Source organism: Streptomyces sp. NPDC002776 (genome assembly GCF_053592195.1).
The window spans coordinates 252276-267389 of sequence record NZ_JBSFVG010000007.1 but is presented as its reverse complement, the minus strand read 5'-3'; the positions used below and the strand labels follow the sequence as shown (position 1 = coordinate 267389).

Annotated in this window: 14 protein-coding genes and 1 pseudogene; 12 read left to right on the top strand and 3 right to left on the bottom strand. The window is 71.0% G+C overall.

Features of this window, described 5'->3' with window-relative positions:
* Positions 1-53 precede the first annotated feature (53 nt).
* From ACWD11_RS17280 to ACWD11_RS17250, 7 genes and pseudogenes are all read left to right on the top strand, one after another.
* Complete coding sequence (locus ACWD11_RS17280; RefSeq protein ID WP_389417309.1) at positions 54-1547, top strand: DEAD/DEAH box helicase; 1494 nt, start codon at positions 54-56, stop codon at positions 1545-1547.
* Positions 1548-1637: 90 nt separating this feature from the next.
* Positions 1638-1877, top strand: a complete 240-nt coding sequence (locus tag ACWD11_RS17275; RefSeq protein WP_389417477.1) for a CBS domain-containing protein — start codon at positions 1638-1640, stop codon at positions 1875-1877.
* Between the two features lie 432 nt (positions 1878-2309).
* Positions 2310-2663, top strand: coding sequence for a helix-turn-helix domain-containing protein (locus tag ACWD11_RS17270; RefSeq protein ID WP_389417308.1), 354 nt, complete (start codon positions 2310-2312; stop codon positions 2661-2663).
* 66 nt (positions 2664-2729) lie between these two features.
* Positions 2730-3263 (top strand): annotated as a pseudogene (locus ACWD11_RS17265) (S1 RNA-binding domain-containing protein); the annotation flags it as partial.
* A gap of 243 nt (positions 3264-3506) precedes the next feature.
* Entirely contained in the window at positions 3507-4130 is a 624-nt protein-coding gene (locus ACWD11_RS17260) for a class I SAM-dependent methyltransferase (RefSeq protein WP_451283940.1), read from the top strand.
* A 100-nt stretch (positions 4131-4230) separates the two neighbouring features.
* Entirely contained in the window at positions 4231-5529 is a 1299-nt protein-coding gene (locus ACWD11_RS17255) for an MFS transporter (protein ID WP_451283817.1), read from the top strand.
* A gap of 219 nt (positions 5530-5748) precedes the next feature.
* Positions 5749-6387, top strand: coding sequence for a hypothetical protein (locus tag ACWD11_RS17250; RefSeq protein ID WP_389417307.1), 639 nt, complete (start codon positions 5749-5751; stop codon positions 6385-6387).
* A gap of 127 nt (positions 6388-6514) precedes the next feature.
* Here ACWD11_RS17250 and ACWD11_RS17245 read toward each other — a convergent pair whose 3' ends face one another.
* Positions 6515-7717 (bottom strand): Ig-like domain-containing protein, encoded by a 1203-nt coding sequence (locus tag ACWD11_RS17245; RefSeq protein ID WP_451283814.1) that lies wholly within the window; start codon positions 7715-7717, stop codon positions 6515-6517.
* A gap of 218 nt (positions 7718-7935) precedes the next feature.
* Between ACWD11_RS17245 and ACWD11_RS17240 the strand changes: the two genes are divergently transcribed.
* The 5 genes from ACWD11_RS17240 to ACWD11_RS17220 are packed head-to-tail and all read left to right on the top strand — an operon-like array spanning position 7936 to position 13544.
* Positions 7936-9129, top strand: a complete 1194-nt coding sequence (locus ACWD11_RS17240; RefSeq protein ID WP_451283812.1) for a lipid II:glycine glycyltransferase FemX — start codon at positions 7936-7938, stop codon at positions 9127-9129.
* Complete coding sequence (murJ, locus tag ACWD11_RS17235; RefSeq protein WP_451283810.1) at positions 9126-10763, top strand: murein biosynthesis integral membrane protein MurJ; 1638 nt, start codon at positions 9126-9128, stop codon at positions 10761-10763. The genes ACWD11_RS17240 and murJ overlap by 4 nt, the downstream gene beginning before the upstream one ends.
* Before the next feature lie 23 nt (positions 10764-10786).
* On the top strand, positions 10787-11467 hold the full coding sequence (locus ACWD11_RS17230) for a response regulator (RefSeq protein WP_389417303.1): 681 nt from the start codon (positions 10787-10789) through the stop codon (positions 11465-11467).
* Complete coding sequence (locus ACWD11_RS17225; RefSeq protein ID WP_451283808.1) at positions 11464-12933, top strand: ATP-binding protein; 1470 nt, start codon at positions 11464-11466, stop codon at positions 12931-12933. Before ACWD11_RS17230 ends, ACWD11_RS17225 begins: the two co-directional genes overlap by 4 nt.
* Entirely contained in the window at positions 12930-13544 is a 615-nt protein-coding gene (locus ACWD11_RS17220; RefSeq protein ID WP_389417301.1) for a hypothetical protein, read from the top strand. The genes ACWD11_RS17225 and ACWD11_RS17220 overlap by 4 nt, the downstream gene beginning before the upstream one ends.
* Positions 13545-13579: 35 nt before the next feature.
* On the opposite strand, the gene mscL is transcribed toward ACWD11_RS17220, so the two are convergent.
* Both mscL and ACWD11_RS17210 read right to left on the bottom strand, forming a co-directional pair.
* Positions 13580-14026 carry a large conductance mechanosensitive channel protein MscL gene (mscL, locus tag ACWD11_RS17215; RefSeq protein WP_451283806.1) on the bottom strand — a complete coding sequence of 149 codons (447 nt, stop codon included), beginning with the start codon at positions 14024-14026 and terminating at the stop codon, positions 13580-13582.
* Positions 14027-14157: 131 nt separating this feature from the next.
* Positions 14158-15111 carry a sigma-70 family RNA polymerase sigma factor gene (locus ACWD11_RS17210; RefSeq protein WP_451283804.1) on the bottom strand — a complete coding sequence of 318 codons (954 nt, stop codon included), beginning with the start codon at positions 15109-15111 and terminating at the stop codon, positions 14158-14160.
* Positions 15112-15114: the final 3 nt, after the last annotated feature.

The following is a 15114-nucleotide window of genomic DNA, read 5'->3' as shown; positions in this document are numbered from 1 at the left end:
TGCGGAAAATTCCTTGCTACGTGCCTACGCACCCACATCGAGGAAGGTTCCGCTTGAACCGCGCACGCACTACCCGCACGCCCCGCACCTACGACCGCTCCGGGGGTGCCCCGGCCCAGCGCTCGGCAGCTCCGCGGCGTTACCAGGGCTCGAGCCGCCGGCCGACCGCCCCGCAGGGCGAGTTCGCGCTGCCGGTGACGACGACGCCCCCGCTGCCCGCTGTCGAGGCGTTCACCGAGCTCGCTCTTCCCTCGCCGCTGCTGGCCACGCTCGGCCGTCAGGGCGTGACCGAGCCGTTCCCGATCCAGGCGGCCACTCTGCCGAACTCGCTGGCCGGCCGTGACGTACTGGGCCGTGGCCGCACCGGTTCGGGCAAGACCCTCGCCTTCGGCCTGGCGGTGCTGGCCCGTACGGCGGGCCGGAGCGCCGCGCCGCGGCAGCCGCTGACCCTGATTCTCGTACCCACCCGCGAGCTCGCCCAGCAGGTCACCGACGCGCTCACGCCGTACGCCCGCTCCGTGAAGCTGCGAATGGCCACCGTGGTCGGCGGCATGTCGATCGGCAAGCAGGCCGGTGCGCTGCGCACCGGGGCCGAGGTGGTCGTCGCGACACCGGGGCGGCTCAAGGACCTCATCGACCGGGGCCACTGCCGACTGGACGACGTCGACATCACCGTCCTCGACGAGGCCGACCAGATGGCCGACATGGGCTTCATGCCGCAGGTCACCGCCCTGCTCGACCAGGTCCGCCCCGAAGGCCAGCGCATGCTGTTCTCCGCCACCCTCGACCGCAACGTCGACCTGCTCGTCCGCCGCTACCTGACGGATCCGGTCGTCCACTCCGTCGACCCGTCGGCCGGAGCGGTCACCACGATGGAGCACCACGTGCTCCATGTGCACGAGGCGGACAAGCACCGGACCACCACCGAGATCGCGGCACGCGACGGCCGGGTGATCATGTTCCTGGACACCAAGCACGCCGTGGACCGGCTCACCCAGCACCTGCTGACCAACGGTGTCCGCGCCGCGGCCCTGCACGGCGGCAAGTCACAGCCCCAGCGCACCCGGACCCTCGCCCAGTTCAAGACCGGCCAGGTGACGGTGCTGGTGGCGACCAACGTCGCGGCCCGCGGCATCCACGTCGACAACCTCGACCTGGTCGTCAACGTGGATCCGCCGGCCGACCACAAGGACTACCTGCACCGCGGCGGCCGTACCGCCCGCGCCGGGGCGTCCGGCAGCGTCGTCACCCTCGTCACCCCCGGCCAGCGCCGCGGCATGACCCGGCTGATGACCTCGGCGGGCATCGCACCCCGGATCACCGCGGTGCGTTCGGGTGAGGAGGAGCTGAGCCGCATCACCGGCGCCCAGGCCCCTTCCGGTGTCCCCGTCGTCATCGCCGCGCCGGCCGTGACCCGCCCCCGCCGTGCGGGGGCTTCCGGGGCTCCCTCGTCCCGAGGCCGCTACGAGCGCCCCGCTCAGGGGCGCGCCACCGCACGACCGGCACGGCGCAGGCCGCAGCGGCCCGCCTTCGACGCGACGGCCTGAAGGTTTGACGGCTTGACGGCATTGATCTTGGGCTCACCCATCTGCGAGGAGACAGCTTTGACAGCGGTGCACGACCCCACTCTTGCGACCATGGTCGACGGCCTGGACGCGTCCGGACCGCGGGTCCGGGACGACATGACCGTCGAGGTCGCCCTGTCCCTCCTGACCGGGGCCGGGGTCGAGTACCTCCTGCTGTGCGACGGGGACGACCAGTTGACGGGCTCGATCACCCGGGCCGAACTCGCCGTCCACCGTGGCAGCTCCACGTACACGGACCGGATCCGCCTGAGGGACGTCGCCCCGGGGCCGTATCACCCGGCAACCGCGTGACCTGACCGCTCCATAGCTCAGACCCAGTGAGGGCCCCGCCGGCGTATGTCGGCGGGGCCCTCACTTCTGTCCCGGGATCTGATCCCTCCGAGAACCAAAATCTACTTTTGTCAGAGTAGACATTGAGCTGCGGCGTGGCTAGGCTATGTCTCATAGAAACGGTCAAGCGAAGCTCGAGAGAAGGACGGAGGAGTAGACGCCATCAGGATCGCCCGGCCGGAGCAGTACTGGGCCGGGTACCGCAAGACCCCGGATTGGAAGGTGGTCCCCGGTCACGCAGCCGCGATCCCCGCACCCCTCTGAGCAGGGCTGGTAGCGGAAACAGAAGGTCGGCAGAGCATGAGGGCCGACAGATGGTGTTGAATTTCCTTCGGGGCCCTGGTGCCGTACGGCACCAGGGCCCCTCGACGCATTGCTGCTCAACGAGGTGACATGACAGCGGATACCCCCCTCAGTGGTCGTCTGGACGACGACGACTACCCCGCCTACACGATGGGACGGGCCGCCGAGATGCTCGGCACCACCCCGGCCTTCCTCCGAGCCATCGGCGAGGCTCGTCTGATCACGCCGCTCCGCTCGGAGGGCGGGCACCGCCGGTACTCCCGCTACCAGCTACGGGTCGCGGCGCGCGCCCGCGAGCTCGTCGACCGGGGCACCCCGATCGAGGCGGCCTGCCGCATCGTCATCCTTGAGGACCAGCTCGAGGAGGCACAGCGCATCAACGCCGAGTACCGCCGCCGCGCCGGCCACGCGGTACCCGACAGCTCCGCACCCGACACCGGCTGATCCACCCGCCCGGGGCAGCGAGTCCGCCCGGGCGGGCACACGACCGCTCATGAGAGGGTCGGCGCCATGGGTGGAGTGTCGGACCATGAAGGTGCCCGCACGTTTCTGGCTGAGCTGCAGGTCGGTGACCTGTGCGGGGGAACCGTGGCGGAGGTGGCTCGCGGGGTGTCGGTGATCCTGGACGGATTCGCCGCACGTCCGCTGGGGTTCGTCGGGCCGCTGGACCTGTCCTGGCGCCAGAGCCCGTCCCTGGCCGTGGAGGTCGGCCAGCGGATCACCGCCGAGGTGACCGCCGTCGACCCGGACCGGGGCCAGGTCCGGCTGTCCATGGCCGCCACGGAGAACCCCGAGCTCTGGGCGTTCCTCAAAGCCCTCCGCGTCGGTGACGTGCTGTCGGGAAGCGTCGCGTCGATCGAGCGGTTCGGGGTGTTCGTGGCCTTGGACGACGGCCCCGCTCATCCGGTCTACCCCGGCGTCGGATTCCTCACGATCCCCGAATTGTCCTGGCGGCAATTCGAAGCGGCTTCGGACGTCGTGCGGGTGGGACAGCGTGTTTCCTGCGAGTTCCTTCACTTCGACACAAGCAAGGGAGAGGCCAGGCTGTCCCTGCGTGCCACACAGCCCGACCCCTTCCGCACCTTCACCGATGACGCCTCGGTGAGACAGTCGCTGGAGGGGCACGTCACCAAGGAGGAAGTCACCCAAGTCGGTGACAAGATCACGGTCGTCATCGCGGAGAGCGACCAGGAGCAGCGCAGGCTCGTCCTCTCCCGGCCACAGGCTGCGCGTGGCGAACCTGACGCCCTCAGCGTCACCCGTGATGCCTACGACGCCGCTGCCTCCGTGTACGCGCAGATGTTCCGGGACGAGTTGCGGGACCGTCCCTTGGACCGGGCCATGTTGAGTGCTTTCGCCGAGGCCGTGCGGGCGAGTGGTGGTGGTCAGGTCGGGGACCTGGGGTGTGGGCCCGGCCATGTCACCGCTCACCTGGATCAGCTGGGGCTGGAGGTGTTCGGTGTCGATGCCTCGCCTGCGATGATCGCGTCAGCTCGGCAGGCGTACCCGGGGCTGCGGTTCGACGTGGGTTCGATGGCCGCCTTGGACCTCGCTGACGGCACGCTGGCGGGCGTCCTGTCACGGTGGTCACTCATCCATACGCCGCCGCCGGAGCTCCCTGCCATCCTGGCGGAGTTCCGTCGCGTGCTGGCACCTGGCGGCCACCTGCTGGTCGGCTTCTCGGCCAGCGACGGTCCCGCTCAGCCGTCGCAGGTCTTCGACCACGCGGTCGCGCCGGCCTATCGGTGGTGGCCGGATCACCTCGCCGCGATGTTGCGCACGGCGGGTCTGGCCGAGGTGGCGCGGATGGTCCGTGAGCCGCAGCCCACTGACCGGCGGCAGTTCAAGGAAGTGCACCTGCTCGCCCGCAAGACGGAGGCAGGGGCAGGGGCCGGGGCTGCCCGTCCGTAATTGCCTTTCGTGACCCTGCGAGGCGGAGTTAGTGTGCCTGCGGCGAGTGATTACCTGAACGTGGTGGTGGCTCTCGTCTTCGGTCATCCGAGGGGTCCCTGTGCCGTCCTCTGCCTCCGCTGGATCCGATTGCGGTCCGCACGGTTGTAGAAGCTTGTGGCGGGACAGTGACTTCCGCAGGCTATGGGTGGGTCAGACGGCCTCCCAACTGGGCGAACACACCACTCTGGTGGTGCTGCCGCTCTTCGCCGTCCTGACGCTCCAGGCCGATCCCGGCCAGTTGGGCGCCCTGCGCGCGGTGGGGCAGGCGCCGATCCTGCTGCTGTCGCTGTTCGCCGGTGCGTGGGTGGACAGGTGGCGCACCCGCACGCTGATGGTGCTGACGGACGCCGGTCGGGCCCTGGCACTCGGCGCCGCGGCCGTCGCCGGCCTCCTGGGCTGTCTCGGGCTGCCGGCGCTGTTGGTGGTCGCCTTCACCGTCGGGGCACTGTCCGTGTTCTTCGACGTGGCCTACCAGGCGTCGCTGGTGCGGCTGGTGGAACGGGATCAGTTGGTACGGGGCAACAGCGCACTGGAGGGCAGCCGGTCCGCCGCACAGATCGGCGGTCCCGCCCTCGGCGGTACGTTGGTGTCCGCACTGTCGGCGCCGGTCGCCGCCGCCTCCGGCGCGGTGTTCTTCGCGCTGTCGTTCCTGTCGATCCGGCGGATCGCTCGCCGTGGATCCGTCCCGGAGAGCTCGGCACGTCCTCATCGGGTCTGGCGGCGCATCCATGAGGGCCTGCGCTTCGTCACCGGTGACACCTGGCTGCGGACGGTGTGCCTCGCATCGGCCGCCTTCCAGTTCTCCTTCGCGGCGGTGATGACCGTATATCTGCTGTTCCTGCCGCGGGACCTGCACCTGTCGGGCACCGCCGTCGGCCTGGCGCTGGCGGCGACCGGGCCGGGTGCGCTCCTGGGTTCGCTGCTGGCGGCCCGCCTGCCGAACCGCTTCGGATACGGCACCGTGCTGGTGTCCGCGGCGGCGATCGGCGACGGCGTGTTCCTGCTCGTGCCCGCGCTGGGCGGCTCCTCCGCGGTGACAGTTCCCGCGCTCCTTGCCGTCAACTTCGTCTTCGGGACCTTCAGCCAGCTGGTCAATGTCACGGTCATGGCCGTCCGGCAGACAGTCACTCCTGACGGCGTGCAAGGCCGCGTGGCCGCGACCATCACCTTCGTCGGCATGGGACTGACTCCACTGGGCTCGCTGCTCGGCGGCCTTCTCGCGGAGGCATGGGGGACACGCACGAGCCTGCTGGTGACAGCCTCGGGCATGCTGTTGTCACCAGTGCTGGTGACCCTGTCCCCCCTGGCCCGCCTGGGCCGGACACTGCCCTCGCCAACCGTCCCCGCCGGGAAGTGAAGCAGGGGCACAACACCGTAAGTCTGTTCTCGCTGCTGTATCTCAGCCACACAGCAGAGAACATCGCGGCCCTTTTCCGTAGTATCACTACGACACGACTGTGCGGCAGTAACTTTCACCGAGCGCGCAGTACCAGCCCGAACAGCACCCACATTAGGCATCGCATACGCCGCCGACGGATGACTGTTGACGGCGGCAACCAGGAAGGGCGTGAGCAACATGTCCGAAACCACCGCTCCGAACACCGAGTTGACCTCGCAGTACAGCGCCCAAGTAGTCGGCGACCTCGAGCGGAACCTCAAGGAGCAGGAGCGTCTCAACGACGAAATCGCCGCGCTCCAGGCGCAGTTGGCGGCCCTGCGGCACGACCAGGCGGTCCTCGTCAGCATCCAGCAGGCCCTCGGTGTCACCGCGGAACCCGCTCCGGAGGCCGTCGCGAAGGTACCCGCCGCCCGCAAGAAGCCGGCCGCCGCATCCACGGCGACCAAGCAGGCGACCAAGCAGGCAAAGGGCAAGAAGCCTGCCGCGAGCCGCAAGCGCACCGTCAAGAAGACCGCCGAGAAGACCGCCGAGAAGGCACCGGCCGCTGCCTCCGCGTCCCCCACGCTCGTCGACCTCGTCCACGGCCACCTCGCCGACCAGCGCGAACCCCGTTCAGCCGCGGAAATCAGCACCGCACTGGCCCAGCAGTACCCGGAGCGGGGCATCAAGACGACCGTCGTGCGCACCACGCTCGAGGGCCTCGTCGCCAAGAACCGCGCGCAGCGCACCAAGCAGGGCAGTTCCGTCTTCTACACCACCCCCGAGGCGGCGGACTCCGCCGCGGCCGACGAGGAGACCGCGCCCCAGTCGTCCTGAGCGGTAGAGCCGCAGGCACCGGGCGCTGGTCAGGCAGCGGCCCGGGATGCGGCGCGGTGCGAGTGCGGGGCTCCAGGCAGCCACCTGGGACGGGGATGTGTCCGGCGCGGTGACGCTGTGGCCGGATTCAGCGCAGCGCGCTCTTCTGCTGCCACTGGGTCCACGACAGGTTCCACGCGCCGAACCCGTTCCCGGGGTCGACCACGCCCTTGGTGTCCTTGCCGGTGATCTCGAAGGGGTCACCCGGGCGCACCTGACCGTAGAACCAGGCCGCGTTCGCGTCGCTCATGCCTATGCAGCCGGAACTCTGGTTGCTGTTGCCGAAGTAGCGGGCGTTCCACGGGGCGGCGTGGGCGTACATGCCCGACCAGGTGAGGCGCATCGAGTAGTCGACCATCTTGTCGTAGGCGTCGCCCAGGCCCACGGTCTCGGAGTTCATGTTGATCGTGCCCTCCTTGGCCATGAGCACGGCGGTTCCGCGCCAGGAACGCTTGTCGCCTCCGGGTGTGCCGCCGGACACCGGGATGCGTCGCACCGTCTCGCCGTCGCGCACGAGGGAGAGCTGGTGACGGTCGAGATCGACCTCGACGATCTGCTGGGCGCCGATGGTGAACCTGGTCGTGTAGTCGCGTACGAACCAGCCGCCGTCCGTGCCCGAGTCGGTGCCGTTCAGCTCGGCCTTCAGGGTGACCTCGGTGCCGGGCTTCCAGTACGTCCTGGGCCGCCAGTCCACCCGGTCCCGGCCCGACCAGTCGCGTATCCAGCCCCAGGACCCCTCGGTGTTGTTCGAGGTGGTGATCCTCAGGTGTTTCTCGACCTCGGCGCGGTTCTTGACCGGATGGTCGAAGACCAGGGAGATCGGTTGGGCGACGCCCACTGTGGCGCCGGTGCCCGGCCGCCAGTCGACCTTGTTGACCTTGTCCGCCGGCGCGGTGGTGAAGGCGGCCTTGGTGCTCTTGGCGGTTCCGGCGGCGGTGCGGGTCACCGCCGTCACGGTGTATGCCGCGCCGGGTACGGCCTTGCGGTCGGAGACCCACGACCGGCCGTCGGCGGCGACCTTGCCGGTGAGCCGGTGGCCCTCGTCGTCGGTGACACTCACCGAGGTGAGTCTGCCGCCGGTGGCGGTGACGCGCACGGGCTCGCCCGCCGCGACCTGCTTTCCCTTGGGTGTGACGGCGACCGTGACCGGGCGGTCGTCGGTGGCCGGCGGTGCCTCGCCGTCCTGGGAGTCACCGGAGCCGTTCGACGAGCAGGCGGTGAGGGCTGCCAGCAGGGCGGCCGCGGTGGCGGCTCGGACGCGGGCGTGAGTGCGGGCACGGGTGCGCGACAACGGGACCTCCGAAGAAGGACGTTCACGGGTGGGAGATGCGGCGATGTCGTGACTGTAGAGCCGTGAAACCCGAGCTCAGCGGCGGTGGAGCAAGGTGACGGCGACTGGTGCGGAACGGTCATCGTCCGGTCACATTCGCCGGACGGAGCGGTCATGGGCCGCTGTGAGCCTCCTGTGTGTCCCCGCGACAGGGCCGGGGAGAAGGAGAGGCTCACACTGTGTCAGCGCTGCTCGTTCCGCCCAGCCGCTCGTCCCGGGCACACCCCCAGGGCTTCGCCCTGCGCCCCATCACCGCGCAGACCTACCGCGCCTTCCTCGCGTCCCCCGACGGCGCGGCCCTCGGCGCCGGTTTCCTGCAATGCCCGTCCTGGGCCGAGGTCAAGGAGGGCTGGCGCGCCCAACTGCTCGGCTGGGGACCGGATCCGGAGGCGGGGCAGCTGGCGGGCGTGGCCCTGGTGCTGCTGCGGCAGTTCCCCGGCACCCGCAAGTACTTCGCCTACCTCCCCGAAGGGCCCGTGGCCGACTGGAGCGACCCCGACGTCGACGGCTGGCTCGGTCCGCTGCTGGAACACCTGCGCCGCGCGGGCGTCTTCGCCGTACGCATCGGGCCGTCGCCCGCCTACCGGCGCTGGGACGCCGCCCTGCTCAAGCCGCTGACCGGGCCGGGCCGACGCCTCGGTGACGTCCTCGCCAGTGAGGTCGACCCGCTCGGTACCGCCGTGGCCGAACGGCTGCGGGCCCGCGGCTGGCGGCGCTGCGGTGGTGACACCGGACAGGACGGGGATGCCCAGCCGCGGCACGTCTTCCATGTGCCGCTCGCCGGACGCACCCCCGAGGACCTGTGGTCCGGGCTCAACCAGGAGTGGCGGCGCAATGTCCGCCGAGCGCAGAAGGAGGGCGTGGAGGTGGTGGTGGGCAGTGCGGCGGAACTCCCCGAGTTCTACCGGCTGCTGGGCATCACCGAGCGCCGCGACGGATTCCGGCTCGGCCGCTCGCTCGCCTACTACGAGCGCCAGTACGCGGCGCTCAACGCCGAGGAGCCGGGCCGGATGAAGCTGTACCTCGCCCGGCACCGGGGCGAGATCCTCGCCGCGCACACGCTGATCACGGTGGGCCGACGGGCCTGGTACCAGACCGGCGCCTCCGCCGACCACCGGCGCGAGGTCCGGCCCTCCAACGCCCTGCAATGGCGGATGCTGCAGGACGCCCTCGCCCTCGGCGCCTACGTCTACGACATGCGCGGGGTACCCTCCACTCTCGATCCCGGGGAACGTGCGTACGGACTGCTGCGGTGGAAGCTCGGCACCGGAGGACGGGTCGTCGAGACGTTGGGGGAATGGGAGACACCCTTGAGCGGCAGCGCCAACCACACGCTTTACCGCGCCTTCCAGGCGTACCTGAACCGCCGATGAGGCAGCCCACGCCGACCGGTACGCAGGCCGCGGACGTACCGGCTGCGAAGGCTGCCTCCGCCGCGCGCGGCAGCGCTGTCATGGCCGCCGGATCCGTCGTCTCCCGGGCCACCGGTTTCGCCCGGTCCGCCGTGGTCGCCGCGGCGCTGGGCACCATCGGGCCGGTCCCCGACGGTTACGCGGTCGGCAACGCGCTGCCCACCATCGTCTACATGCTGCTCCTCGGCGGCGCGTTGAACGCCGTCTTCGTGCCGGAGCTGGTCAAGGCGGCGAAGGAACACGCCGACGGGGGTGCCGCGTACACCGACCGGCTCGTCACGGTGTGCGTGGCCGCCCTGCTGGCGATCACCGCGACCGCGGTGTGGGCGGCCCCCGCCATCATCGACGTGTACACCGACTACACCGGTGAGCAGGCGGCCATGACCACCGCGCTCGCCCGCTACTGCCTGCCGCAGATCTTCTTCCTCGGTCTGTTCACGCTGCTCGGGCAGGTGCTCAACGCGCGGGGCCGGTTCGGCGCCATGATGTGGGCGCCGGTGCTGAACAACGTCGTCGTCATGACCGTCTTCGGGCTGTACCTCGCCCTGGCCATGGGCGGCGGGGACACCCTCACCGCGTCCGAGGCGGCCGTGCTCGGCTGGGGCACGACCGCCGGTATCGCCGTCCAGGCCCTCGCCCTGGTGCCCGCCCTGCGTGCGGCCCGCTTCCGCTGGCGGCCCCGCTTCGACTGGCGCGGCAGCGGGCTGACCCGCCCGCTGCGCGCGGCCGGCTGGCTGGTGCTGCTCGTCCTGGCCAACCAGGCCGCCTACTGGGTCACCACCCGGCTGGCCACGTCCGCGGGCCAGGACGGCGGTCCCGGGTACGGCGCGTACAACAACGCCTATGCGCTGTGGGTCGTCCCGCACGGCATCATCACCGTTTCCGTGGTGACCGCGCTGATGCCCCGGATGAGCGCGGCCGCCACCGACGGGGACCTCCCCGCCGTACGACGCGACGTCTCCCACGCCCTGCGCGTGAGTGCCGCCGCCGTCGTACCCGCCGCCTGCGCGCTGCTCGCTCTCGCCCAGCCGGTGATGGCTTTGGTCTTCGGCTACGGCAGGACCAGCGCCTCCGACACGGCCGCCATGGCCGGGATCCTGATGGCGTTCGCACCGGGACTGGTCGCGCTGTCGGGCCAGTACGTCCTGTCCCGCGCCTTCTACGCGCTCTCCGACACCCGTACGCCGTTCCTGCTCAACCTGGTCATCGTCACCCTCAACGCGGGACTGTCCCTGACCGCCGCCCACCTGCTGCCGGCGCGCTGGGCCGTGACCGGCATGGCGGCGGCGTACTCCCTGGCCCTGTGCGCGGGCTGGGCGCTGACCGCCCGGGTGCTGAGCCGCCGGCTCGCCGTCGAACGGCCGCTGCGCTCGGCCCCCGTCGGCGCTCACGCCCGGCTGCTGCTGGCCGGCTTCCCCGCCACCGCGCTGGGTCATCTCACCGCAACGGGAACCGCACCGGCGGGAGCGGTGGTCTCCACGGGTGCCGGCGCGGCCGTCGTCGTGCTCGTCTTCGCCCTGCTCGCCCGTCCCCTGCGCCTCACCGAGCTCGACGCGCTGCTCCGCCGCGTACGCCGCGCGGCGACCCGGACCTGACCACCACCGAGGGAGAACCACTCATGTCCCGCGTGCTCCTCATCGAGGACGACCCTTCCGTGCGCGAGGGGGTCGAGATCGGTCTGCGCCGCCGCGGCCACGAGGTACGGGCGGCCGCGACCGGTGAGTCCGGTCTCGTCGCGCTGGCCGAATTCCGCCCGGACCTGCTGCTGCTGGACCTGATGCTGCCCGGGATGAACGGCGTGCAGGTCTGCCGGCAGGTCCGCGAGCACAGCCAACTGCCGATCATCATGCTGACCGCGCGCGGCGACGACTTCGACGTGGTCATCGGCCTGGAAGCCGGTGCCGACGACTACATCGTCAAGCCCGCCCGCCCCGAGGTGATCGAGGCCCGCATCCGTGCCGTGCTGCGCCGCCTGGACGACAGCCCCGGCCGCCCGGCCATCGAGGTGTACGGCGAACTCACCATCGACCGGGGCGGACTGACCGTCACCAAAGCGGGCCGGCGGCTCGCGCTCGCGCCCTCGGAGCTCAAGCTCCTGCTCTACCTGTCGGCTGCCCCCGAGCAGGTCTTCAGCAGGCAGCAACTCCTGGAACACGTCTGGGAGCACAGCTTCTCCGCCGACGCCCGGCTGGTCGACGCCTGCGTCGCCCGCCTGCGCGGCAAGATCGAGGACGAGGTCGGCAGCCCGCGCTACGTCCAGACCCTGCGCGGCTTCGGCTACCGCTTCGGGCCGCTGTGATCAAGGACCCTCGCCGCATCCGGGCGTTCGGGCTGCGGACGCGGCTGCTGCTCGCCTTCCTGCTGGTCGCCGCCGTCAGCGCGGGCACCACCGCCGCGCTGACCTACCGCGAGGCCCGCAACGCGCTGCTGGAGACCGCCCAGGACACGGCGGTCACGTCGTTCCGGGAACAGGTGCAGCAGACGAGCTTCGCCCTGCCCCTGCGGGGAGGGGACAGCCTGGAGGAAGTCCTGCGGGACATCGCCCGCAAGGGCAAGCCGCACCCCTGGGTGGTGTTCGCCGAATACGGGTCGCTGCGCGCCTCCTCCGGCGAGAATCCCGAATCCACCGTCATCACAACCGAACTGCGCCGCACCGCACTGGCCAACCCCCATGGCAGCTTCGAGCGGGTCGTCAAGGACGGCGTCCCCTACCTGACCATCGCCATGCCCATGGTCTTCAAGACGAGCCCGGACAGCCTGCTGCCCAGCGGACTCGTCCTGTACGCCGTCATGCCGATGAACGAGGAGCAGATCAACGTCGACGCCCTCCTCATGGCCGCTCGGGACGGCGCCCTGCCGGGCCTCGCCATCGCGCTGATACCGGGCCTGATCGCCTCCCGCAGCGTGCTGCGCCCGGTGCGGGAACTGCGCCACGCGGCCCGGAACATGGGAAGCGGCAGACTCGACACCCGGATCCGGGTGCGCGGCAGCGACGAACTGGCGGACCTGGCACACACCTTCAACGAGTCGGCGGCCCAACTGGAGCGCTCGGTGCGGGAACTGCGCGAGACCGGGGAACGCGCCCGCCGCTTCGCCTCCGACGTCTCGCACGAACTGCGCACCCCCCTCGCCGGCATGCTCGCCGTCACCGAGGTGCTCGACGAGGAGGCGGACCGCCTCGACGCCGACACCGCCCGGGCGGTCCGGCTGGTCAGCGCGGAGACCGGAAAGCTCGCCGTGCTCGTCGAGGACCTGATGGAGATCTCCCGCTTCGACGCACGCGCCGCCGAACTGAACACCGACGAGGTCGACGTCGCCGAGGCCATCCGCAAGACCCTGCAGAGCAGGCACTGGACCGACGACAGGATCCGCGCCGACCTGCCCGGCGCCATCCGGGCCCGGCTCGATCCGCGCCGCTTCGACCTCGTGATCGCCAACCTCGTCGGCAACGCCCTGCGGCACGGCGCCGCACCCGTCACCGTCGGCCTGCGCACCGCGGCCCGCCCCGAGGGGCCGCCCGTGCTGATCACCGAGGTCGCCGACAGCGGACCCGGCATCCGGCCCGAGGCGCTCCCCCACATCTTCGACCGCTTCTACAAGGCCGACGCGGCCCGCACCCGCTCGGCCGGCAGCGGCCTGGGACTGGCGATCACCCTGGAGAACGTGAAGCTGCACGGCGGAACGATCCGCGCGGGGAACCTTCCGGGGGGCGGTGCCGTCTTCACCGTCGAACTGCCGCTGCACGCCGAGGGGACCGGGACATGAGGAGTGCGCGCAGGCGCCGACGTGCGGCGGCAGCCGTACTCGCCATGGCCCTGCCGCTGCTCGGGGCCTGCGGCATCCAGGAGACCGACGTCATCGAGGCGGGCGGTCCCGCCAGCTTCCAGGCGTTCCTCGACCGCGACTACGACATGGTGCTCTTCTTCCGCTCCGCCGACGGAGGACTGCGCCCGGTGATCCGTACGACCGGGCCCTCGGACGAGTTCAGCGGCCAATACGTGGGTGAGGGAGCCGAGGGCCGATACGGGGGAGAAGGCTCCGGCGAACCGGCCGGACCGGTGGCGGCGGAGAAGGTCGTCGCCGCGCTGCTCAGCGGGCCGCGGAAGGAGGACCGGGCCGCCGGTCTGGGAACCGCCCTTCCCCCGGCCGCCCGTGGCGGGAGCGTCGAGATCGAGGCTCTCCCCCAGAACCGGGTGACGGCTCGCGTACCGCTGGCCCTGGACAGCCTCGACAGCACCGCTCTGGCCCAACTGATCTGCACGATCGCCTACAGCCAGGACGCCGAGGGCCAGGCCGTCGTGGAGCTGACGGGACAGGACGGCGCGACGAGTTCCGAGACCTGCGGCCTCGCCCTGCGCGTGAGAAGCGGCAGCTGACCTGAACTTGGAGGAATCGCTTCGTCGGGGTCCGGTCAGTGCAGGGACGCCGTCGCCTGGGCGGGGAATCCGGGGCGGCCGGCCAGGTCGGAGGTGCAGAAGGCGCACCGGGTCGCCGCCGCGGGCACGATGCTGAGACAGTCCGGGCAGTCGGCCTTGGCCACGGGCTGGTCCTTGACCGGGTTGAAGCGCGCCTGGAGGCGGCCCACGGGCACCACGACCGCGAAGTAGATGACGGCGGCGACCAGTAGGAAGCTGATCAGGGCGTTCAGGAAGGCGCCGTAGGGGAAGGTGGTCTCGCCGACGGTGAACGTCTGCTTGCTGAAGTCGCCCACCGCTCCGGTCGCCACGCCGATCAGCGGCGTGAGGAACGCGGTGACGAAACCGGTGACGACGGCGGTGAACGCCGCACCGATCACGATGCCGACCGCCAGGTCGACCACATTGCCGCGCAGGAGGAACGAGCGAAATCCGTTGAACACCAAGTACTCCTGAAATGAGGCGCGTTGAGCACCGAAGACGTGGCGTCCGGTTGGCCGCCGCCGGGCCATGCTGCCGTTCGCCTTCGCATGCGTCCAACTTCCTCACCCTATACGGTGAATGCGCCTTTCGGTCACCACTGGGCGATGAGGGGTGCGTCCGGTTCGCGCTGACGCCAGGCTTCGGTGAGACGGACGAGGCGGGCGGGGGCGGCGATCCCGCGTACCGTCGCGATCTTGCCGTCGGCGATGTCGAACATCGCGGAGCCGATGACCCGGTCGCCGAGCACGAAGAGGAGGGCGGGGGCGCCGTTGACGACCGCGTAGTGGAGGGCGGGCGTGCCGCCGATCAGGCGCCGCTTGGCCGGTGTGGGCTTGAGTCCGGCCCGTACGACGGCGGCGATGCGCTGCGGAGTGTCGAACCGCAGCAGCTTCGCGGCCGTGCCGCCGGCGCCGTCGGAGACCGCGATGGCGTCGTCCGTGAGCAGCGCCACCAGCCGCTCGGTGCGGCCCGAGGAGGCAGCGGCGAGGAACTCCTCGACGATCCGGCGGGCGGCCGCCGCGTCGACCTCGCCGCCGCGGCGCGCGGCGGTGATACGGCGCCGGGCCCGGTGCAGGTGCTGCTGGCTCGCGGACTCGGTGATTTCGAGGATGTCGGCGATCTCGGCGTGGCCGTAGGAGAACGCCTCGCGCAGGACGTACACGGCCCGCTCCACGGGCGACAGGCGCTCCATGACCGTCAGCACGGCCAGGGAGACCGACTCGCGCTGCTCGAAGGTGGCGGCCGGTCCGAGCATCGGGTCGCCGTCGAGGAGCGGTTCGGGAAGCCAGGCGCCGACGGTGCGTTCGCGGCGGACCTGCGCCGAGCGGAGCCGGTCGAGGCACAGGTTCGTGACGACCTTGGTCAGCCAGGCTTCCGGCACCTTGATGCGGTGCCGGTCGGCGGCCTGCCAGTGCAGGAACGCGTCCTGCACCGCGTCCTCGGCATCGGTGGCCGAGCCGAGGAGACGGTAGGCCAAGGAGGCCAGCCGGTTGCGGCTGGCCTCGAAGCGACTGGTGTCGAAGCGATCGGTGGCGGCGCTGTCCACGCT

Bases quoted from the DNA above. Each gene is read 5' to 3' on its own strand.
- ACWD11_RS17275 (WP_389417477.1), top strand. From the start codon at position 1,638: ATGGTCGACGGCCTGGACGCGTCCGGACCGCGGGTCCGGGACGACATG.
- ACWD11_RS17270 (WP_389417308.1), top strand. From the start codon at position 2,310: ATGACAGCGGATACCCCCCTCAGTGGTCGTCTGGACGACGACGACTAC.
- ACWD11_RS17250 (WP_389417307.1), top strand. From the start codon at position 5,749: ATGTCCGAAACCACCGCTCCGAACACCGAGTTGACCTCGCAGTACAGC.
- murJ (WP_451283810.1), top strand. From the start codon at position 9,126: ATGAGGCAGCCCACGCCGACCGGTACGCAGGCCGCGGACGTACCGGCT.
- ACWD11_RS17230 (WP_389417303.1), top strand. From the start codon at position 10,787: ATGTCCCGCGTGCTCCTCATCGAGGACGACCCTTCCGTGCGCGAGGGG.
- ACWD11_RS17220 (WP_389417301.1), top strand. From the start codon at position 12,930: ATGAGGAGTGCGCGCAGGCGCCGACGTGCGGCGGCAGCCGTACTCGCC.